General features: G+C 67.4%; 22 protein-coding genes. 15 read left to right on the plus strand and 7 right to left on the minus strand.

What is annotated here, in order from left to right; all coding sequences use genetic code 11:
* The first annotated feature begins 2 nt into the window (after positions 1 to 2).
* The 4 genes from thrS (at position 3) to pdxS (ending at position 4369) form a co-directional block, all read left to right on the plus strand.
* Positions 3 to 2009 (plus strand): threonine--tRNA ligase, encoded by a 2007-nt coding sequence (thrS, locus tag BJG92_RS08080; RefSeq protein WP_232083514.1) that lies wholly within the window; start codon positions 3 to 5, stop codon positions 2007 to 2009.
* A gap of 8 nt (positions 2010 to 2017) precedes the next feature.
* A complete protein-coding gene (locus tag BJG92_RS08085) occupies positions 2018 to 2641 on the plus strand; it encodes an HIT domain-containing protein (protein WP_232083515.1) in 624 nt (207 codons plus the stop codon).
* Entirely contained in the window at positions 2631 to 3269 is a 639-nt protein-coding gene (pgsA, locus tag BJG92_RS08090) for a phosphatidylinositol phosphate synthase (RefSeq protein WP_232083516.1), read from the plus strand. Before BJG92_RS08085 ends, pgsA begins: the two co-directional genes overlap by 11 nt.
* A 173-nt stretch (positions 3270 to 3442) precedes the next feature.
* Positions 3443 to 4369, plus strand: coding sequence for a pyridoxal 5'-phosphate synthase lyase subunit PdxS (gene pdxS, locus BJG92_RS08095; RefSeq protein WP_308011638.1), 927 nt, complete (start codon positions 3443 to 3445; stop codon positions 4367 to 4369).
* An 80-nt stretch (positions 4370 to 4449) separates the two neighbouring features.
* Here the strand turns inward: pdxS and BJG92_RS08100 are convergent, their stop codons facing one another.
* Positions 4450 to 6462, minus strand: a complete 2013-nt coding sequence (locus BJG92_RS08100; protein WP_232083517.1) for a M3 family metallopeptidase — start codon at positions 6460 to 6462, stop codon at positions 4450 to 4452.
* A gap of 82 nt (positions 6463 to 6544) precedes the next feature.
* Between BJG92_RS08100 and BJG92_RS08105 the strand changes: the two genes are divergently transcribed.
* Both BJG92_RS08105 and BJG92_RS08110 read left to right on the plus strand, forming a co-directional pair.
* Positions 6545 to 7870, plus strand: a complete 1326-nt coding sequence (locus BJG92_RS08105) for a CapA family protein (RefSeq protein ID WP_232083518.1) — start codon at positions 6545 to 6547, stop codon at positions 7868 to 7870.
* Positions 7871 to 7872: 2 nt separating this feature from the next.
* Positions 7873 to 8766: an alpha/beta fold hydrolase gene (locus tag BJG92_RS08110; protein ID WP_232083519.1), complete on the plus strand. Its 894-nt coding sequence runs from the start codon at positions 7873 to 7875 to the stop codon at positions 8764 to 8766.
* A gap of 89 nt (positions 8767 to 8855) precedes the next feature.
* Here BJG92_RS08110 and BJG92_RS08115 read toward each other — a convergent pair whose 3' ends face one another.
* The 4 genes from BJG92_RS08115 to BJG92_RS08130 form a co-directional block, all read right to left on the minus strand.
* On the minus strand, positions 8856 to 9692 hold the full coding sequence (locus BJG92_RS08115; protein WP_232083520.1) for a class I SAM-dependent methyltransferase: 837 nt from the start codon (positions 9690 to 9692) through the stop codon (positions 8856 to 8858).
* On the minus strand, positions 9689 to 10789 hold the full coding sequence (locus BJG92_RS08120) for a glycosyltransferase family 4 protein (RefSeq protein ID WP_232083521.1): 1101 nt from the start codon (positions 10787 to 10789) through the stop codon (positions 9689 to 9691). Before BJG92_RS08120 ends, BJG92_RS08115 begins: the two co-directional genes overlap by 4 nt.
* Positions 10790 to 10885: 96 nt before the next feature.
* Positions 10886 to 11683 carry a type 1 glutamine amidotransferase gene (locus tag BJG92_RS08125; protein WP_269461828.1) on the minus strand — a complete coding sequence of 266 codons (798 nt, stop codon included), beginning with the start codon at positions 11681 to 11683 and terminating at the stop codon, positions 10886 to 10888.
* Positions 11680 to 12969: a Mur ligase family protein gene (locus BJG92_RS08130; RefSeq protein ID WP_232083522.1), complete on the minus strand. Its 1290-nt coding sequence runs from the start codon at positions 12967 to 12969 to the stop codon at positions 11680 to 11682. Before BJG92_RS08130 ends, BJG92_RS08125 begins: the two co-directional genes overlap by 4 nt.
* A gap of 81 nt (positions 12970 to 13050) precedes the next feature.
* Between BJG92_RS08130 and pdxT the strand changes: the two genes are divergently transcribed.
* From pdxT to BJG92_RS08175, 9 genes are all read left to right on the plus strand, one after another.
* Positions 13051 to 13752 (plus strand): pyridoxal 5'-phosphate synthase glutaminase subunit PdxT, encoded by a 702-nt coding sequence (pdxT, locus tag BJG92_RS08135; RefSeq protein WP_232083523.1) that lies wholly within the window; start codon positions 13051 to 13053, stop codon positions 13750 to 13752.
* 3 nt (positions 13753 to 13755) lie between these two features.
* A complete protein-coding gene (locus tag BJG92_RS08140; RefSeq protein WP_232083524.1) occupies positions 13756 to 14511 on the plus strand; it encodes a YebC/PmpR family DNA-binding transcriptional regulator in 756 nt (251 codons plus the stop codon).
* Positions 14508 to 15095: a crossover junction endodeoxyribonuclease RuvC gene (gene ruvC / locus BJG92_RS08145; RefSeq protein ID WP_232083525.1), complete on the plus strand. Its 588-nt coding sequence runs from the start codon at positions 14508 to 14510 to the stop codon at positions 15093 to 15095. The genes BJG92_RS08140 and ruvC overlap by 4 nt, the downstream gene beginning before the upstream one ends.
* Before the next feature lie 123 nt (positions 15096 to 15218).
* A complete protein-coding gene (gene ruvA, locus BJG92_RS08150; RefSeq protein WP_232083526.1) occupies positions 15219 to 15863 on the plus strand; it encodes a Holliday junction branch migration protein RuvA in 645 nt (214 codons plus the stop codon).
* Complete coding sequence (ruvB, locus tag BJG92_RS08155) at positions 15856 to 16956, plus strand: Holliday junction branch migration DNA helicase RuvB (protein ID WP_232083527.1); 1101 nt, start codon at positions 15856 to 15858, stop codon at positions 16954 to 16956. Before ruvA ends, ruvB begins: the two co-directional genes overlap by 8 nt.
* A gap of 212 nt (positions 16957 to 17168) precedes the next feature.
* Entirely contained in the window at positions 17169 to 17576 is a 408-nt protein-coding gene (yajC, locus tag BJG92_RS08160) for a preprotein translocase subunit YajC (RefSeq protein WP_232083536.1), read from the plus strand.
* A gap of 105 nt (positions 17577 to 17681) precedes the next feature.
* The gene (secD, locus tag BJG92_RS08165) at positions 17682 to 19442 is read left to right on the plus strand and encodes a protein translocase subunit SecD (protein WP_232083528.1); all 1761 of its coding nucleotides are present in this window, start codon (positions 17682 to 17684) and stop codon (positions 19440 to 19442) included.
* Entirely contained in the window at positions 19443 to 20462 is a 1020-nt protein-coding gene (secF, locus tag BJG92_RS08170; RefSeq protein ID WP_232083529.1) for a protein translocase subunit SecF, read from the plus strand.
* A 163-nt stretch (positions 20463 to 20625) separates the two neighbouring features.
* Complete coding sequence (locus BJG92_RS08175) at positions 20626 to 23019, plus strand: bifunctional (p)ppGpp synthetase/guanosine-3',5'-bis(diphosphate) 3'-pyrophosphohydrolase (protein WP_374199776.1); 2394 nt, start codon at positions 20626 to 20628, stop codon at positions 23017 to 23019.
* Positions 23020 to 23129: 110 nt separating this feature from the next.
* On the opposite strand, the gene BJG92_RS08180 is transcribed toward BJG92_RS08175, so the two are convergent.
* Together BJG92_RS08180 and BJG92_RS08185 are read right to left on the minus strand one after the other, a co-directional pair.
* Positions 23130 to 23738, minus strand: a complete 609-nt coding sequence (locus BJG92_RS08180; RefSeq protein WP_232083530.1) for a hypothetical protein — start codon at positions 23736 to 23738, stop codon at positions 23130 to 23132.
* Positions 23739 to 23971: 233 nt separating this feature from the next.
* Positions 23972 to 25379, minus strand: a 1408-nt coding sequence (locus tag BJG92_RS08185; RefSeq protein WP_232083531.1) for a DUF349 domain-containing protein, incomplete at its 5' end; no start/stop codon positions are given.

Below are 25379 nucleotides of genomic sequence, written 5' to 3' on the forward strand. Positions count from 1 at the left end.
CCGTGTCAGATGCCCTGCAGATCACCCTTCTCGTCGATGGCGAAGAGACCAAGGTGGCTACCGGGACCACCGGCGCGGAACTCTTTTTTGAGCGCCGGGACGTCGTGGTGGCCCGCGTCAACGGCGAACTCACGGACCTCGACCAGCCGCTTCCCGAGGGCGCCGCGATCGAGGGCGTCACCATCGATTCCCCGGACGGCCTCAACGTCCTGCGCCACTCCACCGCCCACGTCATGGCCCAGGCCGTGCAGCAGCTGCGCCCGGACGCCAAGCTCGGAATCGGCCCGTACATCACCGACGGCTTCTACTTCGACTTCGACGTCGAGGAGCCGTTCACGCCGGAGGACCTGAAGACCCTGGAAAAGATGATGCAGAAGATCATCAACCAGAACCAGAAGTTCGTCCGCCGGGTGGTCACCGAGGACGCGGCGCGCGAGGCGATGAAGGATGAGCCCTACAAGCTCGAACTGATCGGACTTAAAGGCGCCGGCTCCGACGCCGACGGCTCCTCCGTTGAGGTGGGCGCCGGGGAGCTGAGCATCTATGACAACGTTGAGCGCAAGGACGGCACCGCCGTCTGGTGCGACCTCTGCCGCGGCCCGCACCTGCCCAACACCAAGCTGATCTCCAACGCCTTCGCCCTGACCCGTTCCTCCGCGGCATACTGGCGCGGCAGCGAAAAGAACAAGCAGCTGCAGCGCATCTACGGCACCGCCTGGCCCACGAAAGAAGCCCTCAAGGCCTACCAGGAGCGGGTCGCCGAGGCAGAGCGCAGGGACCACCGCAAGCTCGGCGTGGAACTGGACCTGTTTTCCTTCCCTGACGAGCTCGGTTCCGGCCTGCCGGTCTTCCACCCCAAGGGCGGCATCATCCGCAAGGCCATGGAGGACTACTCCCGCCAGCGCCACGTCGAGGCCGGCTACGACTTCGTGTACACCCCGCACATCACCAAGGGCCACCTGTACGAGGTCTCCGGCCACCTGGACTGGTACCGCGACGGCATGTTCCCCCCGATGCATATCGATGCGGAACTCAACGAGGACGGCTCCGTGCGCAAGCCCGGCCAGGACTACTACCTGAAGCCGATGAACTGCCCGATGCACAACCTGATCTTCCGTTCCCGCGGCCGGTCCTACCGCGAACTGCCGCTGCGGCTGTTCGAGTTCGGATCCGTCTACCGCTACGAGAAGTCCGGCGTCGTGCACGGGCTCACCCGGGTCCGGGGCATGACCCAGGACGATGCCCACATCTACTGCACCCGCGAGCAGATGAAGGATGAGCTCACCAAGACGCTGAACTTCGTCCTCGCACTGCTCAAGGATTACGGGCTGAACGACTTCTACCTGGAACTTTCCACCAAGGACCCGGAAAAGTCCGTGGGCACCGACGAGATCTGGGCGGAGGCCACCCAGACCCTCGCCGAGGTCGCCGAGGAATCCGGCCTCGACCTGGTCCCGGATCCGGGCGGAGCCGCTTTCTACGGCCCGAAGATCTCCGTGCAGGCCCGCGACGCGATCGGCCGGACCTGGCAGATGTCCACCATCCAGCTGGACTTCAACCTCCCCGAGCGCTTCGAACTCGAATACCAGGCCGCCGACGGCACCCGCCAGCGCCCCGTCATGATCCACCGCGCCCTGTTCGGTTCGATCGAACGCTTCATGGGTGTCCTGACCGAGCACTACGCGGGGGCGTTCCCGGCCTGGCTGGCACCCGTCCAGGTGGTCGGAATCCCGGTGGCCGAGGCGTTCAACGACTACATGTTCGACGTCGTCGACCAGCTTAAGGCCGCGGGCATCCGGGCTGAAGTGGACATTTCCTCGGACCGCTTCCCGAAGAAAATCCGCACGGCCAGCAAGGACAAGATCCCGTTCGTGCTGATCGCGGGCGGGGACGACGCCGAGGCCGGCGCCGTGTCCTTCCGCTTCCGCGACGGCAGCCAGGAAAACGGCGTGCCGGTTTCCGAAGCCGTCCAGCGGATCGTCGACGCCGTCCGCAACCGGACCAGCTAGGGGCGGGCGTGCAGGAAACCACGGGGGCCGGGCCGGAGTATCCGGGCGACGACGGCGTGACGGACGGCTTTGGCCTGGCCGGGGTTCCGGACGCGTTCCAGCGATTGTGGACGCCCCACCGCATGGCGTACATCAAAGGCGGGCAGCACCAGTTCAAGAACCCGGACGACTGCCCGTTCTGCGCCGCGCCCGAACGCGAGGACGAGGAATCGCTCATCGTGCACCGGGGGCGGACCTGCTACGTCGTGCTGAACCTGTTCCCGTATAACCCCGGGCACCTGCTGGTGTGCCCCTACCGCCACATCCCGGACTACACGGACCTGACGGTGGAGGAGACGGCCGAGTTCGCCGGACTGACCCAGACGGCCATGCGCGTGCTGCGCAAGGTGGCCAATCCCGGCGGCTTCAACCTGGGCATGAACCAGGGCGTCACGGGCGGCGCCGGGATCGCGGGCCACCTGCACCAGCATGTGGTGCCGCGCTGGGGCGGGGACGGCAACTTCTTCCCGATCATTGCCCAGACCAAGGCCATCACACAGACACTTGGCGAGGTCCGGCAGCAGGTCTCCGAGGCCTGGGCCGGGGAAATGGTGTCCCGGGACGAGACGGCGGGGACAACGGATGCTGAATAGGCACGCGCGCGGCTTCTTCACCGCACTATTTTCCCCGCTGGCCCGGTGGCTGCTGCGGATCGGTGTCTCCCCGGACGCGGTGACCATCGTGGGCACGCTCGGCGTCGTGGTGGGGGCACTGGTGTTCTACCCGCTGGGCCAGCTCCTGTGGGGCACGCTGTTCATTACCGCCTTCATCTTCTCCGATGTCATTGACGGCATCATGGCCCGGATGCAGGAAAGCGGGGGCCGGTGGGGGAACTTCCTGGACTCCACCCTGGACCGGGTTGCCGACGGCGCCCTGTTCGCCGGCGTCGCCGTCTGGTTCTTCACCGGGGGCGCGAACAGTAGCGTGGCTATCGCCGCCGTCGTCTGCCTGGTCCTGGGCATGGTGGTGTCCTATTCACGGGCCAAGGCCGAGGCGCTGGGCTTCCAGGCCAACGTCGGCATAGCCGAGCGCGCCGAACGGCTGGTGTCCGTGCTGGTGGTCACCGGGCTCACCGGCCTGGGCCTGCCCACCGTGGTCCTCTTGGTCACCCTCTGCCTCCTGGCCGCGGCAAGCCTTGTGACGCTCATCCAGCGGATCCTCGTGGTGCGCCGCCAGTCGCTCGAAGAGCCCACAGGCAGCGCAGCCGGACCGGCCTCCTGAGCGCGCAGGATCGGCAGGACGCACGGGTGTCACCGGAATTCTGCCGGGTCGCGGCTGGGGACTAGTATTAGCTCTACCGGCCAATGGATCCGGTAATCCGGGGTGTGAAAGGTCAGCATTTGTGTGCCGGCCGCGCCTCCGGCGAGGTCATCTATCTACCCATAGGGGTTTTTGTGTCTACACCTGATGTAAGCAGCGAAGCCGGCGCGTCCGCCCGGAGCATCACGGGCAGCAACCGCGTCAAGCGCGGCATGGCGGAGATGCTCAAGGGCGGCGTCATCATGGACGTGGTCAACGTCGAGCAGGCCCGCATCGCCGAGGATGCCGGTGCCGTGGCAGTCATGGCGCTGGAACGCGTTCCCGCCGACATCCGCGCCCAGGGCGGCGTGTCCCGCATGTCCGATCCGGACATGATCGAGGCGATCATCGCAGCCGTGTCCATCCCGGTCATGGCCAAGGTCCGGATCGGCCACTTCGTCGAGGCCCAGGTCATCCAGACCCTCGGCGTTGATTACATTGACGAGTCCGAGGTCCTGACCCCGGCCGATTACGCCAACCACATCGACAAGTGGAACTTCACGATCCCCTTCGTCTGCGGTGCCACCAACCTCGGTGAGGCCCTGCGCCGCATCAACGAGGGCGCGGCCATGATCCGTTCCAAGGGCGAAGCCGGCACGGGCGACGTCTCCAACGCCACCACGCACATGCGCCAGATCCGGTCGGAAATCAACAAGCTCGCCGGCATGGCCCAGGACGAACTCTACGTCGCGGCGAAGGAACTGCAGGCCCCGTACGAACTGGTGAAGGAAGTTGCCGCCACCGGCAAGCTCCCCGTCGTGCTGTTCACCGCCGGCGGCATCGCCACCCCGGCGGACGCCGCCATGATGATGCAGCTCGGCGCCGACGGCGTGTTCGTCGGCTCCGGCATCTTCAAATCCGGCAACCCGGCCCAGCGTGCCGCCGCCGTCGTGAAGGCCACCACCTTCTTCGATGATCCGGACGAGATCGCCAAAGCCTCCCGCGGCCTGGGCGAAGCCATGGTCGGCATCAACGTCGACGAGATCCCGCAGCCGCACCGGCTCGCCGAGCGCGGCTGGTAGCAGCAGCAAAGCCTTAAGCACGACGCCGGCCGGTCACCTTCTGGGGTGACCGGCCGGCGTCGTCGATTCCGCCCGTGGGACTATTCGAGGCCGCGGCGCTTGAGCAGCGGTTCGAGTCCGGCGTCGCGGCCGCGGAACGCGCGGAACGACGCGAGGGGATCGCGGCTGTTTCCCCGGGAGAGCAGCTCCGCCCGGAAGAAGTCACCGTTGGCGCGGGTCAGTCCGCCGTTCTCCTTGAACCACTCCACCGTCTCGGCGTCCAGGACCTCACTCCAGATGTAAGAGTAGTAGCCGGCCGCGTACCAGCCCCCGGCAAAGATGTGCTGGAAGTAGCCGGTCCGGTAACGCGGCGGGATCAGGCTGTGCGCCACCCCTGCGGCCGCCAGGGCCTTGGCCTCAAACTCCAGCGCGTCCGCCGGAATCTCCGAGCCGTCCAGGACGTGCCAGGCAAGATCCAGCAGGGCGGCGCCCAGGTATTCCGTTGTGCCGAAGCCCTCACCCCAGAGGCTTGCGGCATCGAGCTTGGCCACGACGTCCTGCGGCAGGGCCTCGCCGGTGGCGTGGTGCCGCGCGTAGTTCGCCAGCACCTCGGGCCACATAATCCACATTTCGTTGACCTGCGAGGGGTACTCCACGAAGTCCCGCGGCACGGACGTGCCGGCCAGCCGGGGGTAGGTCACGGCGGAGAAGAGTCCGTGCAGGGCGTGGCCGAACTCGTGGAAGGTGGTGCGGAGCTCGTCCAGGGTCAGGAGCGTCGGCTCGCCCGCCGCCGGCTTGGAGATGTTCAGGTTGTTGATGACGACAGGCCGCGTCTTCAGCAGGCCGGACTGTTCGACGAGGGAGTTCATCCAGGCGCCGCCGCGCTTGGACTCCCGGGTGAAGTAGTCGCCCAGGAACAGGCCCAGCTCGGTGCCGTCGGAGTTCCGGACTTCCCAGACACGAACATCGGGGTGATAGCCGGCGAGGTCGCTGCGTTCGTGGAATGTGATGCCGTAGAGGGCGTTGGCGGCGAAGAACACACCGTCGTTGAGGACCCGGTCCAGCTCGAAGAAGGGACGCAGGGCCTGCTCGTCCACGGCGTACCGTTCACGCTTGACCCTGGCGGAGTAGTAGGCCCAGTCCCAGGCTTCGAGCGGATGGCCGGCGATCTCGGTGAGGGCCTCGGCCTCGGCGTCGGCGTTCCGGACGGCGGCAGGGGCGAGCCGGTTCATCATGGCCTGCACGGCTTCGAAATCCGGGGCGGTCTGCTGGTCCACGCTGAGTTCGGCGAAGTTGGCGAAGCCGAGCAGGGCCGCCTTTTCGGCGCGGAGCCGGACCATGTCCTTGACCAGCTCCAGCACGTCAAGGCTGCCGCCGGTGCTGCCCCGGCCGACGGAGGCCTCGTACAGGCGGCGGCGGACGTCCCGGTTAGCCAAAGAGGCCAGGGCGGGCTGGTTGCTCGGCTGGATGAGGGTGAGCAGGAACTTGCCCTCGTGACCGGCCGTCCGGGCGGCCTCCGCCGCGCTGGCGACGTCGTCCGGGGCCAGCCCGGCGAGCTCGGCGGGGTCGTCCAGGAGCAGGGACGCTGCCTTCATCGCTTCTTTCACGCGCTGGCCGAATTCCGTGCCGAGCCGGGAGAGATCGGCGTTGACGGCCTTGAGCCGGTCCTGGCCCGGCGCGTCGAGCTGGATCCCGGACTGGCGGAACTCCTTGAGGTACTCATCCACGAGCCGGGCGGACTCGGCGTCGAGGTCCGTCGTGTCCAGCGCGGCGAAGCGGTCGAAGAGGCCGCGGTGAAGGTAGACGGCGTCCTGGTGTGCCGAGAAGAGCGGGGAGAGGCGCGTTTCCAGCTCGCGGATTGTCTCCGTGGCGTGCGCCGAGACGAGGGTGAAAAAGGACGCCGCGGCACGGTCCAGCAGCCGTCCGGACTGCTCCATGCTGAGGGCAGTGTTCTCGAAGCTGGCGGGCTCGGGGTTGTCCACGATCGCCTGGATCTCGGCGAGGTGCTCGGCAAGCCCGGCCTCCACGGCTTCGGCGTAGTGCGCGTCCTCGATGTCCGCGAAGGGCGGCAGGCCGAACGGCAGGGTGCTGGGGCTCAGCAGGGGATTAGTCATGAAGTAACTCTTTCATGTCAGGGGACGCTTCTCAACGGCCCGCTGCGCGTGTTGTGACCGTCGTCACCGTAGGATGCTCGGTATGGGGAATACCAACCAAACTTTTCGCGGACGGCTGTTGGCCGCCGCCGCCGCAACGCTGCTTGTGGTTTCGACGGCATCTTGCGGCATGATCGCCAGCGAGAACAAGAACGGCTCCAGCCCTTCGGCGGAAGAAGGCGGCACGGCGACGGCGGCGCCCGCACAGACGCCGTCGGGCACGCCGGGCACGCCGGGCACGACGACGGGCACGCCGAGCACGCCGGGCGCGACTCCGACGCCGGACGCGACGCCGGACGCGGCACCGACGCCGGGGAAGGGACCCGCCTGCGCGGCGGTCCGCTGTACCTCCGTACTGGTCACCGGAGACATGCTGGTCAATGCCCAGCTCTGGGAGCAGGCGCGTGCGGACGCACTGGCCGCCGGGGCCAAAGGGCTGGATTTCGGTCCGCTGCTGGAGGGCCAGCGGAAGTACCTCGAAAAGAGCGACCTCGCGATCTGCCACCAGGAGACCCCGGTGGCCGGACCGACCGGGCCCTTCTCGGCGTATCCCTCCTTCAACGTTCCTCCGCAGATCACCACAGCAGCCCAGCAGGTGGGCTACCAGGCGTGCACCTCGGCGAGCAACCACACCATTGACCGGGGGACCGCCGGGCTGGTCCGGACCCTGGATGCCCTTGACGCCGCCGGGCTGCAGCACACGGGGTCGTACCGGACCGAGGCCGACTCACAGGGGGTCCTCATCCTGCAGACTGCGGCGGCAAAGATCGCCGTCATCGAGGGAACCTACGGCCTCAACGGCCAGGTGCCCGAGGCGGCCTGGCAGGTGGACATGCTCGATGCCGCGGCCATGATTGCCAAGGCGAAGAAGGCCCGGGCACTCGGCGCGGACATTGTCCTCGGCGTCATGCACGCCGGTGAGGAGTACTCGAGTGTGCCCAACGCGCAGCAGCGGGACGTCGCCCACGCCCTCGTCGACAGCGGGCAGTTCACCATGATCTACGGCCACCACACGCATTCGGTGCTGCCGATCGAGCACTACAAGGGCACGTGGATCGCCTACGGGCTGGGCAACGGCATCACCGAGCTGTCTCCGGGCTATGCGGTGAACAACGAGGGCCTGCTGGTCCGGGCGCAGTTCAGCCAGGACAAGGCGGGCACGTGGACAGCCGCGGACCTGGCGTGGGCGCCGTCGGTCATGGTCCGCGGACCCTACCGCTGGTGCTCCGCGGCCGCCGATGCCCCGCAGGGACCCTGCGCGGGTGCCGCCGCCGACGCGGCCACGCGTCTGCGCACCAAAACTGTCGTGGAGTCGATGGGCGCTGCCACGGCAGGCGCCCACGAGCTGCTGATCACGAAGGAGGGGTAGCCATGGCGCCCCTTGACCCCCTTGATCCCCTTGACCCCCTTGATCCCCTGGATGCCCTGGCCGCACGACGGCGGAACGTCGACGTGCGCGGGGCCCGGCTGGCCGTCTTCGAGTACGGCCGGCAGCCCGCTGCCGGTGTGCCGACCCTGCTGCTGGTGCACGGCTACCCCGATGACCACCGGGTGTTCCTCCCCGCCATCGCCGAGCTCTCGACGACACACCACGTGGTCGCCTACGACACGCGCAACGCTGGCGCATCCGTCATCGTCGGCAGCCCGGGGGACTTCGGCCTGGCCACGCTGGTGGACGACGTCTTTGCGGTCCTGGAGGCCGTCGGCGCTTCGGCGGTGCACCTGGTGGGCCACGACTGGGGATCGATCCAGGGCTGGGCCGCCGTGCAGGATCCGCGCGCCGCCGCGCTGATCAGCCGGTACACCAGTATTTCCGGTCCGGACCTGCGCCACTTCTCGCGCTGGGTTCGCTCCCGGTACCGGAGCCCGCGGGCCTGGCGCCAGTTGGCCGGGCAGCTGCTGCGCAGCTGGTACATCGGCGCCTTCCTGCTCCCGGTGCTGCCGGAGGCCGCCTGGCGGCTGTTCCTCACCCGGCGGTACGCGCAGGTGGCGAAGCGCGACGTCGGCGACGACCCGGTCCGCGGACTGGCCCTCTACCGGAGCAACATGTTCGCCGCCCGGAGGTGGCCGGCGGCAGCGCGGGTGGCGATGCCGGTGCAGGTGGTGGTGCCGAGCCGGGACCCGTTCCTGTCGCCGGATCTGGTGGATGGCCTCGAAACCTGGGTGGACCACCTGACCGTGGTGCCGGTGGACGCGGGCCACTGGTGGCCGGCGACCCGGCCCGCGGAATTCGCGGCGCTGTTGCGGAACGCCGGCGCCGGATGACGGCGGCGCCGATCAGGAAATCTGCAGGCGCCGATCGGGAAATCCGCAGGCGCCGATCGGGAAATCTGTAGGCGCCGGGCTCAATGCGGCTAGGGCGTGGCGAAAATGTCGGAGTGGCCGATCGTGGCGTGGCCCGGCTCCCGGCGGACGGCAAGCCAGTCGGCGGCTTCCTCCGCTGTAAGGTCCTTGGTCTCCTGCGCGGCAGCGGCGATGCCGGTGGCGAGTTCGCCCCGGAGGCCCGAGTCCTCCGGTCCGAGCAGCCAGGGTGAGCCGGCGGTGTGCACGGCATACCCGCGCGCCGCGAGCAGCCCGGCCAGCACAGCCGATGCCCGCGGACCGGTCGCCGGGCCGAAGCCCTTGTCCCACTGCTGATGGCTGTTGAACGCGCGCAGCACACGCCCGTCCTGAGGGTGGGCCGGCTGCCATTCCTGCCGGCCGTCGTAGCTCAGGACGGTGTAGAGCGGCAGCCCGGCCGCGCTGAGGGCAGCCGTGAAAAGTTCCAGCCAGGGCTCCGAAACCAGGTCGAACAGTGCGGCGGCCGTGACAAGATCCGGAGCCGGCGTCAACACTTGCGTGAGCTCGCGGGTGAGGTCAGCCTCGGCGAAGCTGACGTCGATGCGCTTGTTGTCCTTGCGGAGCCGAAGGAGGGCGCCCTCGGACCGGCTGTCGTCAGCCCAATCGACCAGGCGTTCCCGGGCCCAGGTCAACAGCTGAGCGTCGTAGTCCACCAGCCGCCAGGACTGGTGGTCCGGCAGGAACTGCGCGGTGCCCCGCAGGTTGGACCCGGAACCGCAGCCCAGATCCACCACGCTGACATGCGCGCGTGCCGCGAAATGGGCAGCCATTTGCTGTGCCAGAGCCGAGTCCCGGGCCCGGTGGTCGGCCGGTTCGCGCAGGTCCAGCCACTCGGGGCTGAAGCCGCTCATGCCGCGTGCTCCGGGAGCGACCGGGCCACGGCCCGCACGAGGTCAGCGACTCGACCGGCCGTGTCCTGCCAGGGCGGCAGAGCCCGGCCGGCGGCCCAGGAGCGCTCCCCAAGGTCGGCGAGGCGCTGCGGAACGGTCAAGAGCGAACGGACGGCGTTGCCGAGCGCGGGCGCGTCGCCGGGCGGGACCTTGATAGCCGCGCCGTCCGGCACCGTCTCGGCAGCGGCCCCGCCGGTGGTGCAGACGATCGGCAGGCCGTGGGACATGGCCTCCGCCAACGCCATGCCGTAGCCCTCGTAGAGGGAGGGCATGAGGAAGACGTCGCTGGAGTGGTAGGCGGCTTCGAGCTCATCTGCCGTGAGGACGCCGGCAAAAGTGACCCTGCCGGCAAGGCCGTGGGCCTTCACGGCGGCGGCCACGCGGGCGTGCTCGCCCGGCACCCGGTCGGTCTCGCCGACGATGGTGAGGTGCCAGTCCAGATCAGTCAGCCGGGAGAGTGCCGAGGCGAGGACGCCATAGGCTTTGCGCGGCGAGACCGACCCGACGCAGAGCAGTTCTGCCCCGCGCGTGCGGCCGGAGCCTTCTGCACGGCGTGCCGGACGTGTCCCCGGACAGGCGGTGGTGATCTTCCCGGCCGGGACGCCGAAGTCGCGAGTCAGGGTCCGGGCCGTCGAGGCGCTGGTGGCAATCACGTGCGCAGCGCATGCCAGGGCGTGGCGTTCGGTTCCCTCCAGCAGCCGGCGTTGATCCTCCCCGAGTCCGGATTCCAGTGCCAGCGGATGGTGAACCAGGGCTATGACCTGATGGCCGGTCCCGTTCCCCAAGGTCTCGAGCAACGTGTCCGGGAACGCCCCGTACGCGAGTCCGTCCACCAGGACCGTGGTCCGGTCCCGAAGCGATGCGAGCAGCCGCCTGGTTTCTTCAACGTCAGCCGCCGTGGGAGACGGCCACGAGCCCGGGAGCTGAAGGTGCCGAACCCGGATTCCGGAGCCCGGCAGGTGGGCCAGGAGGCTGCGGTCGTAGGCGTAGCCGCCGGTGGGCGCTGACAGGTCGCCCGGGATGGCGAAAACCAGTTCGGGATCTGGAGGGGCAACCATGGCGGACTCCCTGTTCGAGCAACGGATAAGCGACAGACCGCGGCTGGGGCCCGCGGGACCCATGCTACCCGGATACCTCGCGCAGCGGCACGGGCGTCAGCGCGGCCGGCGGCCCGCGTGTTTCCGGGCGAGGTCCGCGTAGGAGTCGTCCGGGGCGCCGGGGGAGAAGCTGCCGTATTTGCGGTCGACGGCAGTCTTGATCAGGAAGTCCGCCAGGGCCGGGTTCTTCGGCAGTAGCGAGCCGTGGAGGTAGCTCGCGACGATGTTGCGGTAGCGGGCTCCTTCCTGGCCGTCGTTGCTGTTGTTGCCGGTGCCCTTGGCAGTGGTTCCCAGCGGCGAGACGCCCGGACCCAGGGTGGTCTGGCCGCTGTGGTTCTCGTAGCCCAGGACGGTGCCGAACTCGGACGAGGACACGGCGACGTTGCCGATCAGCCGCTCGTCGGTCCCGTGGGTTTCCACATCCAGGATGCCGATCCCCGGGATGACGGACCCCGTCCGGGTCTTGAAGAACTTCCCGAACAGCTGGTACAGGCCGCAGATCACCAGCATGGGGGTGCCGTCCTCGGCCAGGTCCTTCAGGACTGACTCCCGCGACAGCAGGTCATCCTGGATGACCAGTTGGCCGCTGTCCTGACCGCCCCCGCCCACAATCAGGTCGACGTCGGCGGGGAATTCGTCGCCGACGTTGTACTCAAGCAGTTCCGGGGTGTAGCCGTGCCAGCGCAGGCGCTGGGCAAGGACCAGGGCGTTGCCCCAATCGCCGTAGATGTTCATGTCCCGCGGGTACAGCTGCAGGACCCGGATGGTTCCCTTGCTGGGGGCGGCGGAGTCCTCCGGTGGCAGTTCGTGCCCGTAGGATGCCGTGTTCGCATTTTCTTCGGGACGGGGGGTCATGAGACCACCTCCACTGTGGTGATTTTGGCGAGCTCGCGGCGGATGGCCAGCATGGCGGTATAGGTGCAGAATATCCGTTTGGGCTTGTCCCTTGCCCCGCTGATGAACGTGGCCAGGGCAGCCGGGATCTCGGTGTTGACTCCGCCGATCACGACGTCGTCGTACTGCAGGCGCAGGGCCATGTCGTAGGCCCGGGAGCCGGTCAGCTGGTCCACCCCGCCGTCGCGGAGGGTGTCGAACTCAACGTCCCAGAGCCAGGACATGTCCCGGCCGTCGGCGTAGTTGTCGTTGATCGCGATCATCGTGGCGTAGCCCGCCGCCGGGAAGGATTTGAGGCCAAGCCGGAAGCCGCTGGGGTTCTTCACGAGGACAAGGTCCAGCGGCAGGCCGTCAACCACCAGGCTCTCGCCGCGGCCGAAAGCCGGTGCCACCTGGGCCAGGGCCTTCAGCAGGCCGTCGTTGTCCGCAACCTGCCCGTCCCGTACCGCAATGGCGCGGGCCAGGGTCAGCGCCGCGGCGGCGTTGAAGATGTTGTAGACACCGCGGAGCAACATCGGCGTGGTGGCCGTGACGCCGTCGTACTCAAAGTCCGCATCCGCGGCGCCCACCCGCCGGAGGACGACGTCGGCGTGCGGCTTCGCGGGGGCCGGCGGCACCGGGCTGCCGGGGGCGGCCCGCATTTCGTCGTCGTTCGGGAAGGTGCTCAGCAGGGAGTCATCCAGGCCGAAGTACAGGACGTCGGGACCGTTGAGAGTTTCCGCGATCCGGGCGACGCGCGGGTCTTCGCGGTTCAGGACGACGGTCCCCGTGGTTTTGGCTGCGATGTGCTGCAGCAGCTGAGCGGTCTTGTCGATCTCGCCAAACCGGTCCAGCTGGTCCCGCAGGACGTTGAGCAGGAGGCTGTAGCGCGGCGGCACCTGGTGGACGAAATGCACGGCGTGCGCCTCATCCAGCTCCAGGATGGCGACATCCGCGTCGAGCCGGCCCCGCCAGTCCACTTCGCCGAGCAGCGCCGCGGCCACACCGCGGGTGAAGTTGCTGCCGGTGCGGTTGGTGAAGACCTTCAGGCCCTGGCTCTCGAGCAGTTCCACCACCATCTTCGTGGTGGTCGTCTTGCCGTTGGTGCCGCTGACGACGGCGACGCCGTGCGGCAGCGTGGACAGTGTCCTGCGCATGAAGCCGGGGTCGATCTTTTCGACGACGAGCCCGGGAAGGGCAGAGCCTCCGCCCCGGAGCCGGGAGACCCGGCGGACGAGCTTGCCGAGCGGAATGCTGAAGTAAAACATGCTTCGTAATATATCCCAGCGGCGGCATGGAAGCCCGCCGGGAGGCGGCCAACGGTGCTTTCAGGCCACTAAGCTGTTCGGATGACCAACCCCACTTCAGCGCCCCCTTCCCGAGCGGGAACAGGGCTGAGGATCGGCGTCCTGGCACTCCAGGGCGACTTCCGCGAACACCTGCGCGCGGTGGAGGAGGCCGGCGCGGCCGGCGTCGGCGTCCGCCGCCCCGCCGAACTGGACGGCCTCGACGGCCTCATTATCCCCGGCGGCGAATCGACCACCATCGACAAGCTTTCCCGGCTTTTCGGGCTCCGGGACCCGCTCCGGGATCGCATCCGCTCCGGACTGCCGGTCTACGGTTCCTGCGCCGGCATGATCCTGCTCGCTGAGGAGATTCATGACCCGGCGACGGATCTCGCCGGCAACCCGCAGCAAACCTTCGGTGGCCTCGACATCGCTGTGCGCCGCAACGCCTTTGGCCGGCAGCGGGAGTCCTTCGAGACAGACCTCGACTTCAAGGGCCTGGAGTTCAGCGCCACCGCGGACGGTGTTGCCCCTGTCCACGCGGTCTTCATCCGCGGACCGTGGGTGGAACGCGTCGGGGACAGTGTGGAAGTGCTCGCCACGGTGGAGCCCTCGAAGGCCTCCCACCCCGAGGCGCTGGCCGGGACAGCTAGAATTGTTGCTGTGCGTTCCGGCAAGCTGCTGGCCACCTCCTTCCATCCGGAAGTGACGGGGGAAAAGCGCGTGCATGAACTGTTTATTCGAATGATCAGAGGAGAAGCGTAAAGCATGTCAGGCCACTCCAAATGGGCGACGACCAAGCACAAAAAGGCCATCCTCGACAGCCGACGGGCCAAGTCGTTCGCCAAGCTGATCAAGAACATCGAAGTCGCCGCACGGATGGGCGGCCCTGACCTGGCCGGTAACCCGAGCCTGGAACTGGCCGTCACCAAGGCCAAGAAGACCTCGGTTCCCGCCGACAACATCGACCGCGCCATCAAGCGCGGCGCCGGCCTGACCGGCGAAGTCGTCGACTACACCGAGATCATGTACGAATGCCGCGGCCCGCAGGGCTCTGCACTGCTGATCGAATGCCTCACGGACAATAAGAACCGTGCGGCCTCCGAGGTCCGCCTCGCCATTTCCCGCAATGGCGGCACGATCGCCGATCCCGGTTCCGTCAGCTACCTCTTCTCCCGCAAGGGTGTTGTGTCGCTGCCGAAGAACGGCCTGAGCGAGGACGACGTCCTGATGGCCGTCCTCGACGCCGGCGCGGACGAGGTCAAGGACAACGGCGACAGCTTCGAGATCCACTCCGAGCCGACCGACCTGCAGGCCATCCGCGACGCCCTCAAGGAAGCCGGCATCGAGTACGACACCGACGAGGCCGAGTTTGTGCCGTCGATGCAGGTGCCGCTGGACCTCGAGGCCGCCAAAAAGTTCATGAAGCTCGTGGACGCGCTGGAAGAACTCGACGACGTCCAGAATGTTTACAGCAATGCCGACCTCAGCGACGAAGTACAGGCCGCACTGGAAGCGGAGTGACCCTGCGCGTCCTCGGCGTCGACCCGGGCCTCACCCGCTGCGGGATCGGCGTCGTGGACGTCGAGAAGAACCGCCGCGCCACCATGGTGGCGTTCGGCGTAGTCGGCACCTCCCCCGAGGAGAGCCTGGACCAGCGCCTCCTTGTCATCGCCACCTCCATCGATGAGTGGCTGGACAAGTACGAACCGCACGTCCTCGCCGTCGAACGCGTCTTCTCCCAGCTCAACGTCAGCACCGTGATGGGCGTCGCCCAGGCCTCCGGCGTCGTGATCGCCGCGGCCGCCCGGCGCGGGATCCCCGTGGCCCTGCACACGCCGTCAGAGGTCAAGGCCGCCGTCACCGGCAGCGGCACGTCGAACAAGGACGCCGTCACCAAACTGGTTACCAAGATCCTCCGGCTGGACGCCCCGCCCCGTCCGGCCGACGCCGCAGACGCCCTCGCGCTGGCCATCACCCACGCGTGGCGGTCCGGCGGCGGAACCTCCAGCCAGGGCGCGGCCACCACGGGCCCGGGCAGCCAGGCGCTCACCCCGGCCCAGCGCGCGTGGGCGGAGGCCGAAGCCAAAGCGCGCCGCACACGCTGAATGTCCGGCTGTCCTGCCGCGGAACTTGGTAGGGTATTCGTAGATATGTTCGGATAGCCGGTTATTGCCGGTTCTTTCGTCAACTTTATTTTCTATTTTCAACGGCATTTCAGGAGCCCGGCCTTGATCAGTTTTCTTCGCGGAACCGTAGCGCACATCGGCCTGTCCTCCGCCGTGATCGACCTTAACGGCGCCGGCATGAGCGTGAACGCGACGCCGCAGACCCTCAGCGGTCTCCGTGAGGGTGAGCAGGGGAAGCTCTTCACGTCCCTGATAGTCCGCGAGGACTCGCTCACGCTGTTCGGCTTCTCCAGCGACGACGAACGCGAGGTTTTCGACATCCTGCTCAGCGTCAGCGGCGTCGGGCCGCGGCTGGCGCTGGCCGTCCTGGCCGTCCACGAACCCGAAGCCATCCGCGTTGCAGCGCATTCCGGCGACGGCAAGGCGTTCACGAAGGTGCCCGGAATCGGCCCCAAGGTTGCAGGCCGGATCGTGTTGGAATTGGCCGGGAAGCTCGTGCCGCACGGCACCGCCGGCGCCGCGGCTCCGGCACCGTCCTCCGAAGCGGTGTGGAAGCCGCAGGTGGTCGCCGCCATGACGAGCCTCGGCTGGTCCGAGAAGGACGCCACCGTGAGCATCGACAAGTCCCTGGCCGATTCACCCGGACTGGCCGAGCAGGGCAACGTGGCCGAAATCCTGCGCGCCACCCTCCGCTGGCTGGGCCAGGACGGCGCACGCGCCGGGAACAGGGTAGGTGCCCGTGGCTGAGCCGTCACTCGTCGCCGGGGGAGAGGAGCCGGAGGAGCGCGCCATCGAGGCCGCGCTCCGGCCCAAGAACCTGCACGACTTTGTAGGCCAGCACCGGGTCCGCAAACAGCTGTCGCTCGTGCTGGAAGCCTCCCGCATGCGCGGGCGGAGCGCCGACCATGTGCTGCTGTCCGGTCCGCCCGGCCTGGGCAAGACCACGCTGTCCATGATCATCGCCGCCGAGATGAACGCCCCACTGCGCATCAGCAGCGGTCCGGCCATCCAGCACGCCGGCGACCTCGCCGCGATCCTCTCTTCGCTCTCCGAGGGCGAAGTCCTGTTCCTCGACGAGATCCACCGGATGTCCCGGCCGGCCGAGGAAATGCTGTACATGGCGATGGAAGACTTCCGGGTGGACATCATCGTCGGCAAGGGCGCCGGCGCCACAGCGATCCCGCTCGAACTGCCGCCCTTTACCCTGGTCGGCGCCACCACCCGTGCCGGTCTCCTGCCCGGGCCGCTGCGCGACCGCTTCGGTTTCACCGGTCACCTCGAGTTCTACTCCGTGGCTGAACTGGAACTCGTGCTCCGGCGCTCCGCGGGGCTGCTGGATCTGAAGGTCAACTCGGCCGGGTTCAGCGAGATCGCCGGTCGGTCCCGCGGCACACCCCGTATCGCCAACCGCCTCCTGCGCCGCGTCCGCGACTGGGCGCTGGTGCACGGCATTGAGCAGATCGATGCACGGGCCGCCTCCGCTGCCCTCGACATGTACGAAGTGGACAAGCGCGGCCTGGACCGGCTGGACCGGGCCGTCCTGGAAGCCCTGATCCTGAAATTCGGCGGGGGACCGGTGGGCCTGTCCACGCTGGCGATCGCCGTCGGCGAAGAGACCGAGACCGTGGAAACCGTTGCCGAGCCGTATCTGGTCCGCGAAGGACTGCTGGGCCGGACGCCGCGGGGCCGGATCGCCCTGGCCCCGGCCTGGACTCACCTCGGATTCGCGGTGCCGCCCGGGATCTTCGGGCAGGACCCCCTGGAACTGTTCCAGGCGGAAGACAACGATGAAGACCTGGGCGAACAAGCTGATCCAGAGCGGATCCGTAACAGTCAATAGCACCACCTTGCGGGCTTTCCCTTTAGAATGGAATGACGCTCGGCACGTTCGGGTCTTTGTTTCTTGTGCGGCATCCATCCGGCCGCCGTTGGCTGGGCACGGTTTTTCTGCCAGACCATCTGCTGGATGTTCTGCTAGCCAGCCCGGAACGAAGCCAACGTTGCTGAAAACCGGCTACGCAAGTACAGAACGGAACTATCCCCGTGGATCCAATTAACATCCTGCTTTTTGTCATGCTCGGACTCTTCGTCTTCATGATGTTCCGACGCAACAAGAAGACCAAAGAACAGGCAGCCACGCTGCAGTCACAGTTTGCCCCGGGCGTAGAGGTCATGACGAGCTTCGGCCTCTTTGGACGCATTGTGGAAATCGATGACGCGGAAAACAAGGTCCTGCTGGAACTCTCCCCGGGAAACACCGCCACTGTGCACCGTCAGGCCGTCACCAAGATCGTCGAACCGGTTGTCGCAGCCGAGGAACCCGCCGTGGTTCCCAACGACGCCTCCTCCCTGACCATCGACAAGACGGACACCCCGGTGGCCGACGACGGCGCTGCGCACAGCGAGACTCCCGACGAAACCCTGCGCCGCCTCAATGACGAAGGCAAGAAAGACAGCTAGTCTGCCCTTTGAGCTATCCCGCGACGTAACGGTTGCGGGCATCCGCCGGCGCGGGCCCTGTGTTCCGCACAGGCGGTTCCTCCGAAAATAATAGAAAGATCGACAATGGCACGAACTGGCCCCAAAAATAGAGCCGTCAGGTCGCTGGTCTGGCTTGGCGTAATCCTCGCCGTCATGACCGCAGTCCTGGCGGGCGGCGTAGTCGCCGGCCAGGCGAGCTGGGCGCCCAAGCTCGCCCTGGACCTTGAAGGCGGCACCCAGATGATCCTGGCGCCCAAAGTCGAGGGCGGTTCGGGCATCAACGAAGAGCAGCTGAACCAGGCTGTGGCGATCATCCGCCAGCGCGTCGACGGTTCGGGAGTAGCGGAAGCTGAAATCAGCACGCAGTCCGGCCGCAACGTCGTCGTAAGCCTCCCCGGAACCCCCTCCAAGGAAACCCGCGCGCTGATTCAGGCCTCTGCCGACATGAACTTCCGGCCGGTCCTTCAGGCCGGCCCCGGCGCGGTGGTTCCCCCGGAGTCACGGACGCCGGAGGACCAGCTGCCCAAACCCGCCGCCGAGCCCACGAACAGCAGCGACGACAACTGGATCACTGCTGAGGTCTACAAGAAGTTCGAGGCGCTTGACTGCGACAACCCGTCCCAGGACAAGCAGGAACGCTCCGATCCGGCCAAGCCGCTGGTCACGTGCGAGCCCGCATCCGCCAACTCGCCGGCGATCAAGTACATCCTGGGCCCGGTTGAAGTCAAGGGCTCCAACATCTCCGGGTCCTCCTTCCAGCTGCAGCGCGGCGCCCAAGGTGCAGTGACCAACGAGTGGGCCGTCAATATCCAGTTCGACGACGAGGGCACCTCGAAGTTCAAGCAGGTCACCGAACGCCTGTACCAGTTCTACGTTTCCGGCGGCGGCCAGAGCGGCTCCAACCCGAAGGCACAGTTCGCGATCGTCCTGGACGATCAGGTCATCTCGGCACCGCGTTCGCTCGCCGTCATCACCGACGGCCGCCCGCAGATCACCGGCGGATTCACGGAACAGTCGGCGAAGGCCCTCTCGGACCAGCTCCGCTTCGGCGCCCTGCCGATCAGCTTCGAGATCCAGAGCGAACAGCAGATTTCGGCCACCCTCGGTGGTGAGCAGCTCCGGATGGGCATGCTCGCCGGCCTGATCGGCCTGCTGCTCGTCGTTATCTACTCGCTCTTCCAATACCGGGCGCTCGGCTTCGTCACCGTGGCCTCCCTCCTCGTGGCGGGCGCGCTGACCTACCTTGCCATCGCGATCCTGGGCTGGACGGAGAACTACCGACTGTCCCTGGCCGGTGTCGCGGGCCTCATCGTCGCCATTGGCCAGACGGCTGACTCGTTCATCGTCTACTTTGAACGCATCCGCGACGAGCTCCGCGAAGGCCGCGGCCTGGTCTCCGCCGTCGACAACGGCTGGAAGCGTGCCAAGCGCACCATTCTTGCGTCCAAGGCAGTGAACCTGCTGGCCGCAGTGGTGCTCTACTTCGTGGCGGTGGGCAACGTCCGCGGCTTCGCGTTCACGCTCGGCCTGACGGCGATCGCAGACCTCATTGTCGTCTTCCTGTTCACCCACCCGACCCTTCAGCTGCTGGCCCGCACCAAGTTCTTTGCTGAGGGCCACAGGTTCTCCGGGCTGGATCCCAAGCAGCTGGGCGCTGTTCCCCTCTATCGGGGAGCCGGCCGGGTCCGCGCTCCGGAGGACAAGCCCACGGTGGCGGTACGCGCCAAGAACACCGGCGCCTCGGCCGAAGCCGAACGCCGGATGACCATTGCAGAACGACGCCTCGCGGAACGACAGGACCAGCTTGCCGGTTCCTCCAAGAGTGCGTCCAAGGAGGGCAAGTAAATGGCCAACTTTTCCACATTCGGTAACGAGCTCTACACGGGCAAGCGCTCGTACGACTTCGTCGGCAAGAAGAAGATCTGGTTCCTGATCGCGGCCGCCGCTGTCGCGCTGTCGATCCTCATCCCGGTCGCCAAGGGCGGGTTCAACCTCGGTATCGAATTCCGCGGCGGTTCCGAGTTCACGGTCTCCAGTGTCAAGAACACCGATCCGGCGCTCGGCGAACAGGCAGTCCAGGATGTTGTCCCGGGCAGCATCCCGAGGGTGGCCAACGTCGCCGGCAACACCATGCGGATCCAGACGGACAAGCTCACCGACGACGAGACCCTCCGGATCAAGGACGGCCTGACCTCCGCCTACGGAGTGACTGACAACGAGGTGACCTCGGCGTTCGTCGGACCTACCTGGGGTGCTGACGTCACGAAGCAGGCACTGCTGGGACTCGTGACCTTCGTCGTGCTCGCCGCCTTCCTGATGGCTCTGTACTTCCGGACCTGGAAGATGTCGCTCTCCGCGATCGTCGGCATGCTGGTGACGATGTTTATCACCGCCGGGGTCTACGGGCTCAGCGATTTCGAGGTCACGCCGTCGGCCATCATCGGCTTCCTGACCGTCCTCAGCTACTCGCTGTATGACACCGTGGTGGTCTTCGACAAGATCCGAGAGAACACCGCGGACCTTCAGGCGTCCACACGCCGTACGTTCGCCGAAGAAGTCAATCTCGCCGTCAATCAGACCCTGGTCCGGTCCATCAACACCATGATGGTGGCCATCCTGCCCGTGGGTGCCATCCTGTTCATCGGTGCCGGGCTGCTCGGCGCCGGCACACTGCGGGACCTCTCGCTCGCCCTGTTCGTGGGCATCCTCGTCGGCACAGCGGCGACGATCTTCATCGCCGCTCCGCTCTATGCCTGGCTGCGCCAGGGCGAGCCGGACATGGTCAAGCAGGCCAAGCGCGTCGTGCAGCGCCGGGCCGAAGCGGCCGCCAAGAACGCCTCCGCGGCGACACCGGCGACGGCGTAGCCGCCCGGTATTTGCCCCCAACGGTTCCGCTCGGCTTCAAGCGACGGGCCGGAGAACGTCATCCGTGACGTTCTCCGGCCCGTCGCCTTATCTTCGCCGGTTATCGAAGTAACCTGCTGCGGGAATAGACTTGAGTAATTAACGGCTTGTGAGGGGTGCTTCATTGGAAGAACGTTCGACGCCGGTGCCTGCAGCACCAGCGGACACAGGTGCCGCCCAGGGTTCGCAGACTGGTGTGGTGGCTCCCGGACGCGCCGACCCCCGTGTGCCCGTGGACAACTCCGGAGCCCGGCCGACCTTCCCCGGCCGACGTGAACGCACCCGCTCCAGGCTGGCCCGGCTCACGGGCCGTGGGGCACCCGCGTATTCGCCGATCCTGGAGCCCCTGCTCCGTACCGTGCGGGCCAACAATCCCAAAGAGGACTTCGACCTCATCCAGCGCGCCTTCCTCGTCGCGGAGCGTTGCCACCGCGGGCAGAAGCGCAAGAGCGGTGATCCCTACATCACGCACCCGGTAGCCGTCGCTACCATCCTCGCCGAACTGGGTCTCAGCGGCACGACGCTGGCAGCAGCCCTCCTGCATGACACGGTGGAAGACACCTCGTACACGCTGGCGGACCTCAAGGCTGAGTTTGGTCCGGAAGTGGCCATGCTGGTGGACGGCGTCACGAAGCTGGACAAGGTCAGCTTCGGCGAGGCCGCCCAGTCCGAAACCGTGCGCAAAATGGTCGTGGCGATGGCCAAGGACATCCGCGTGCTGATGATCAAGCTCGCGGACCGGCTGCACAACGCCCGCACCTGGCGCTTCGTTTCCGCGGAATCATCGGCCCGCAAGGCCCGGGAAACCCTCGAGATCTTCGCTCCGCTGGCCCACCGGCTGGGCATGAACACCATCAAGTGGGAACTCGAAGACCTCTCCTTCGCCGCCCTGTACCCGAAGGTCTATGAGGAAATCGTGCGGATGGTGGGGGACCGGACCCCGGAGCGCGAAAAGAGCCTGGCCGTGATCCGCAACCAGATCACCGATGATCTGCGCGAGGCCAAAATCAAGGCGACCATCACCGGCCGGCCGAAGCACTACTACTCGATCTACCAGAAGATGATCGTCCGGGACAAGGACTTCGACGACATCAATGACCTGATGGGCGTCCGGGTCCTGGTCGACTCCGTCAGGGACTGCTACGCGGCGCTCGGCGCCCTGCACTCGCGCTGGAATCCCCTGCCCGGGCGGTTCAAGGACTACATCGCGATGCCCAAGTACAACATGTACCAGTCACTGCACACCACGGTGATCGGCCCCGGCGGCAAGCCCGTGGAAATCCAGATCCGCACGCACGAAATGCACCGCCGCGCCGAGTACGGTGTCGCGGCGCACTGGAAATACAAGGATCAGCCCAACCGTGCCGCTGCCGGGCCTGGAAGCCCGCGCGACGGCGACATGGGCTGGCTGCGGTCCCTCGTCGACTGGCAGCAGGAGACCTCCGACCCCGGCGAGTTCCTGGACTCCCTGCGCTTTGAGATCAATGCCCGGGAGGTGTTCGTTTTCACCCCCAAGGGCGAGGTCATGGCGCTGCCCGCCGGCTCCACGCCCGTGGACTTCGCCTACGCCGTCCACACAGAGGTGGGCCACCGCACCATCGGTGCGCGGGTCAACGGCAAACTGGTGCCGCTCAACAGCGAACTGAACCACGGCGACTGGGTGGAGATCTTCACGTCCAAGGCCGAAGGCGCCGGTCCCAGCCAGGACTGGCAGCACTTCGTCAAGAGCGCCCGCGCCCGCAACAAAATCCGGCAGTGGTTCAGCAAGGAACGCCGCGAAGAGTCGATCGACCGCGGCAAGGAGCTGCTGACCAAGGCCATGCGCAAGCAGAACCTTCCCCTGCAGCGGCTCATGACGCACGATGCCCTCGCCGCAATCGCCGAGGACTTCAAGTACACGGATATTTCCGGGCTCTACGCCGGGGTCGGGGATGGTCACACGTCCGCGCAGTCCGTGATGGAACGTCTCATCGCCAGCCTGGGCGGGGACGACGCGCCGGAGGACAATCTCACCGAGGTCTCCATCCCCACCCAGGTCAGCAAGGCCCGCTATTCGGACTCCGGCGTGGTGGTCCGGGGCGTGGACGACGTCTGGGTCAAGCTGGCCCGCTGCTGCACGCCGGTGCCGCCCGATCCGATCCTCGGCTTCGTCACCCGCGGCTCCGGCGTCTCCGTACACCGGACGGACTGCACGAACGTCACGGGCCTGCTGGAGCAGCCCGACCGGATCGTGGAGGTCGAGTGGGCGCCCACCCAGTCGAGCGTGTTCCTGGTGGAAATCCAGGTCGAGGCGCTGGACCGCAAGTCCCTGCTTTCGGATGTGACCCGGATCCTCTCGGACAACCACGTCAACATCCTGGCAGCCAGTGTGCACACGTCCACGGACCGGGTGGCGATCTCCAAGTTCGCCTTCGAAATGGGCGATCCCAAGTACCTCAGCCACGTGCTCAGCGCCGTCCGCCGGATCGACGGCGTGTTCGACGTCTACCGCACCACCGGAAGCCGCCGGCGCAACTAGGCGGCGGGCGGCCCGGCGCCCGGGGGAGCCGGCAGCCAGGTCCCTGGGAACCCGGCGCCTGGCCGCTGGGTCGCTTGCAGTTACGGTGGCTGCAGTTACGGTGCCCGCAGTTACGGCGCCTGGCCGGACCGGACCGAGGCAAGCGTCTCCAGTGCCTGCCGCTTATGCGGCATCCTTGGTATCGCGTCCACGGCGAGGGTGAGTACCCGGAGTCCAAGACCGAGTTCAGGGTGCTCCACCAGGGCGCACAGGGCAGGGACCGCCCGTTTGGCATCCACATGGAGGGCGATGTCCACGGCGGTCCGCAGCGGGCTCGAAACCATGAGCCCGCCGAGGCTCACGACGTCGAACCGGCCGAGCCGCACCTCGTGCAAGGTGCACCCGCGCGTTGACCTCAGGCTCGAGATCCTCCGGCTTGCGTCCACGAGCAGTGCCAGCCGGTCGGGTTCCGGCGCGCAGCCATAGATCCAGGCCGCAGTCATCCTGCCCGCCACGACGCGCTGGCGGATAGCCGGACGGATCAGGACGGCTGCGGCCCGGGCCCGGAGCTGCGGCGTGGGACGGGCACCCGGCGGCAGGTACCCGCGCTGGTAGAGCTGCGTCAGCACGCCGTCGGACGCCATCGCCTGCAGCTCGGGCCAGGAGAAGAGCCCGCCCGGGGAGTACAGCTCGACAGGCGGCGGATCGGGCGCAGCGGCGCGAGCGGGGCGCGCAGCCATGCCGTGCGCGCGAAGAGTGCCGGGTGGATGAAAGCCGGGTGGATGAAAGCCGGGCGGATGAAAGCCGGGAACGGCAGGGGAGCCGGGCGGGATGACCATTCAGCCATCGTGCCGCGCTCCCCGGGACAGCAACAGGCCCCGTCCCGGTCATGTGGATAACCGAAACGGGGCCTGCGGTGCCGGCTGGCTGCTTGCTACTGGTTGCTGCGCGCAGTGCTGGCGGGGCGTGCCTGCTAGGCGAGTTCGCTTGCCGACTTCTCGAGCTGCTCCAGCCATGCCTCGCGGGCTTCGAGCGCTTCCCTGGCGGCGTTGATCTTACGCTGGTCGCCGGCCTTTTCGGCCTTTGCCAGGTCATCCCGGAGTCCGGCGATGGCCGATTCCAGCTGGGTCAACGCGCTGTTGGTGCGGGCCTTCGTCTCCGGGTTGGAGCGCTTCCAGTTCTCCTCCTCGGCGTGACGGACAGCGTCCTCAACCTTGCGCAGACCGGCTTCGATCCGGGCCATGTCCGCCCGCGGAACCTTGCCGGCTTCTTCCCAGCGGTCGCGGATGGACTGAAGCGCCTTCTTGGTGGCGGCGAGGTCCTTGATGGGAAGCAGTTCGCTGGCCTCGGCCAGGAGCGCTTCCTTCACCACGAGGTTTGCGCCGTATTCCTGGTCGATCTCGTCGTTCGCGGTCTGGCGGTGCGTGAAGAAGACATCCTGTGCGGCGCGGAACCTGGCCCAGAGGGCGTCATCGTCCTTGCGGCTTGCGCGCGGGGAAGCCTTCCACTGGTCCATCAGGCGGCGGTACTCGCCGGCGGCAAAGCCCCAGTCGGTCGAGGTGGAAAGAGCCTCGGCCTCGGCGATCAGCTTTTCCTTGGCTGCCTTGGCTGCCGAGTTGTTGCTGTCCAGCTGGGAGAAGTAGGCGCGGCGGTGCCGGTCAAAGACGGTGCGGGCTGATCGGAACCGCTTCCAGAGGGCGTCTTCATTGTTGCGGCCGAGCCGGACGCCGCCCTTTTGGGCGGTCTTCCAGCTCTCGAAGAGTTCGTTCATCCGCGCGCTGGAGGTCTTCCACTGGATCTGCGCCGGATCGTGGCCGGCAATCTCCTCGGCCTCGGCCACGATGGCCTCGCGGGCCGCCAGCTCGGCGGCACGGACGGCGTCGTGTTCGGCCTTCTCTGCCTTCTCCAGCTCCGTGATCTGCGCGGCCAGGGCGTCCAGGCGCGACTCTGCGGAGCGGAGATCGCCCACCATGTTCCGCTCCGCCAGCTGCTCGCGCAGGTGGGTGACAGTCTTTTGCATATCCGTGGTGGGCGCCTTGGAGTTTACGCGCTGTTCCAGCAGGACGATCTGGGCGAGGAGGTCATCGTACTTCCGGGCGAAGTAGCCCAGGGCTTCGTCATCGCTGACGCCCGGGTACTGGCCGACGGGGTGCTCGGCGCCGTCCACGGTGAGGAACACGTGGCCGTCGCCTTCAACTCGGCCCCAGCGGGCGGCTTCGGCCAGCGAGGCAGCGGAGGACACCGTTGCGGGGGCGGCTGCCGGTGCCGCCGGGGAGGGCTTTGCCTTGGGCCGGGCCGCGAACGCGGCCGGGGACGGCGCGGGACGGGCCGCGGGCACTGCCGCTTCCTGGGCGGGCGCCTCGGGGGCCGCTTCCTGGGCG

This window comes from Arthrobacter sp. SO5 (assembly GCF_020532805.1).
Taxonomy (GTDB): domain Bacteria; phylum Actinomycetota; class Actinomycetes; order Actinomycetales; family Micrococcaceae; genus Arthrobacter.

Coding starts and splice junctions, on each gene's coding strand:
- BJG92_RS08125 (WP_269461828.1), bottom strand. CDS start 11,683: ATGACCCCCCGTCCCGAAGAAAATGCGAACACGGCATCCTACGGGCAC.
- BJG92_RS08115 (WP_232083520.1), bottom strand. CDS start 9,692: ATGAGCGGCTTCAGCCCCGAGTGGCTGGACCTGCGCGAACCGGCCGAC.
- BJG92_RS08130 (WP_232083522.1), bottom strand. CDS start 12,969: ATGTTTTACTTCAGCATTCCGCTCGGCAAGCTCGTCCGCCGGGTCTCC.
- secD (WP_232083528.1), top strand. CDS start 17,682: ATGGCACGAACTGGCCCCAAAAATAGAGCCGTCAGGTCGCTGGTCTGG.
- BJG92_RS08110 (WP_232083519.1), top strand. CDS start 7,873: ATGGCGCCCCTTGACCCCCTTGATCCCCTTGACCCCCTTGATCCCCTG.
- BJG92_RS08105 (WP_232083518.1), top strand. CDS start 6,545: ATGGGGAATACCAACCAAACTTTTCGCGGACGGCTGTTGGCCGCCGCC.
- secF (WP_232083529.1), top strand. CDS start 19,443: ATGGCCAACTTTTCCACATTCGGTAACGAGCTCTACACGGGCAAGCGC.
- BJG92_RS08100 (WP_232083517.1), bottom strand. CDS start 6,462: ATGACTAATCCCCTGCTGAGCCCCAGCACCCTGCCGTTCGGCCTGCCG.
- pgsA (WP_232083516.1), top strand. CDS start 2,631: ATGCTGAATAGGCACGCGCGCGGCTTCTTCACCGCACTATTTTCCCCG.
- BJG92_RS08120 (WP_232083521.1), bottom strand. CDS start 10,789: ATGGTTGCCCCTCCAGATCCCGAACTGGTTTTCGCCATCCCGGGCGAC.
- BJG92_RS08180 (WP_232083530.1), bottom strand. CDS start 23,738: ATGGCTGCGCGCCCCGCTCGCGCCGCTGCGCCCGATCCGCCGCCTGTC.
- BJG92_RS08140 (WP_232083524.1), top strand. CDS start 13,756: ATGTCAGGCCACTCCAAATGGGCGACGACCAAGCACAAAAAGGCCATC.
- pdxT (WP_232083523.1), top strand. CDS start 13,051: ATGACCAACCCCACTTCAGCGCCCCCTTCCCGAGCGGGAACAGGGCTG.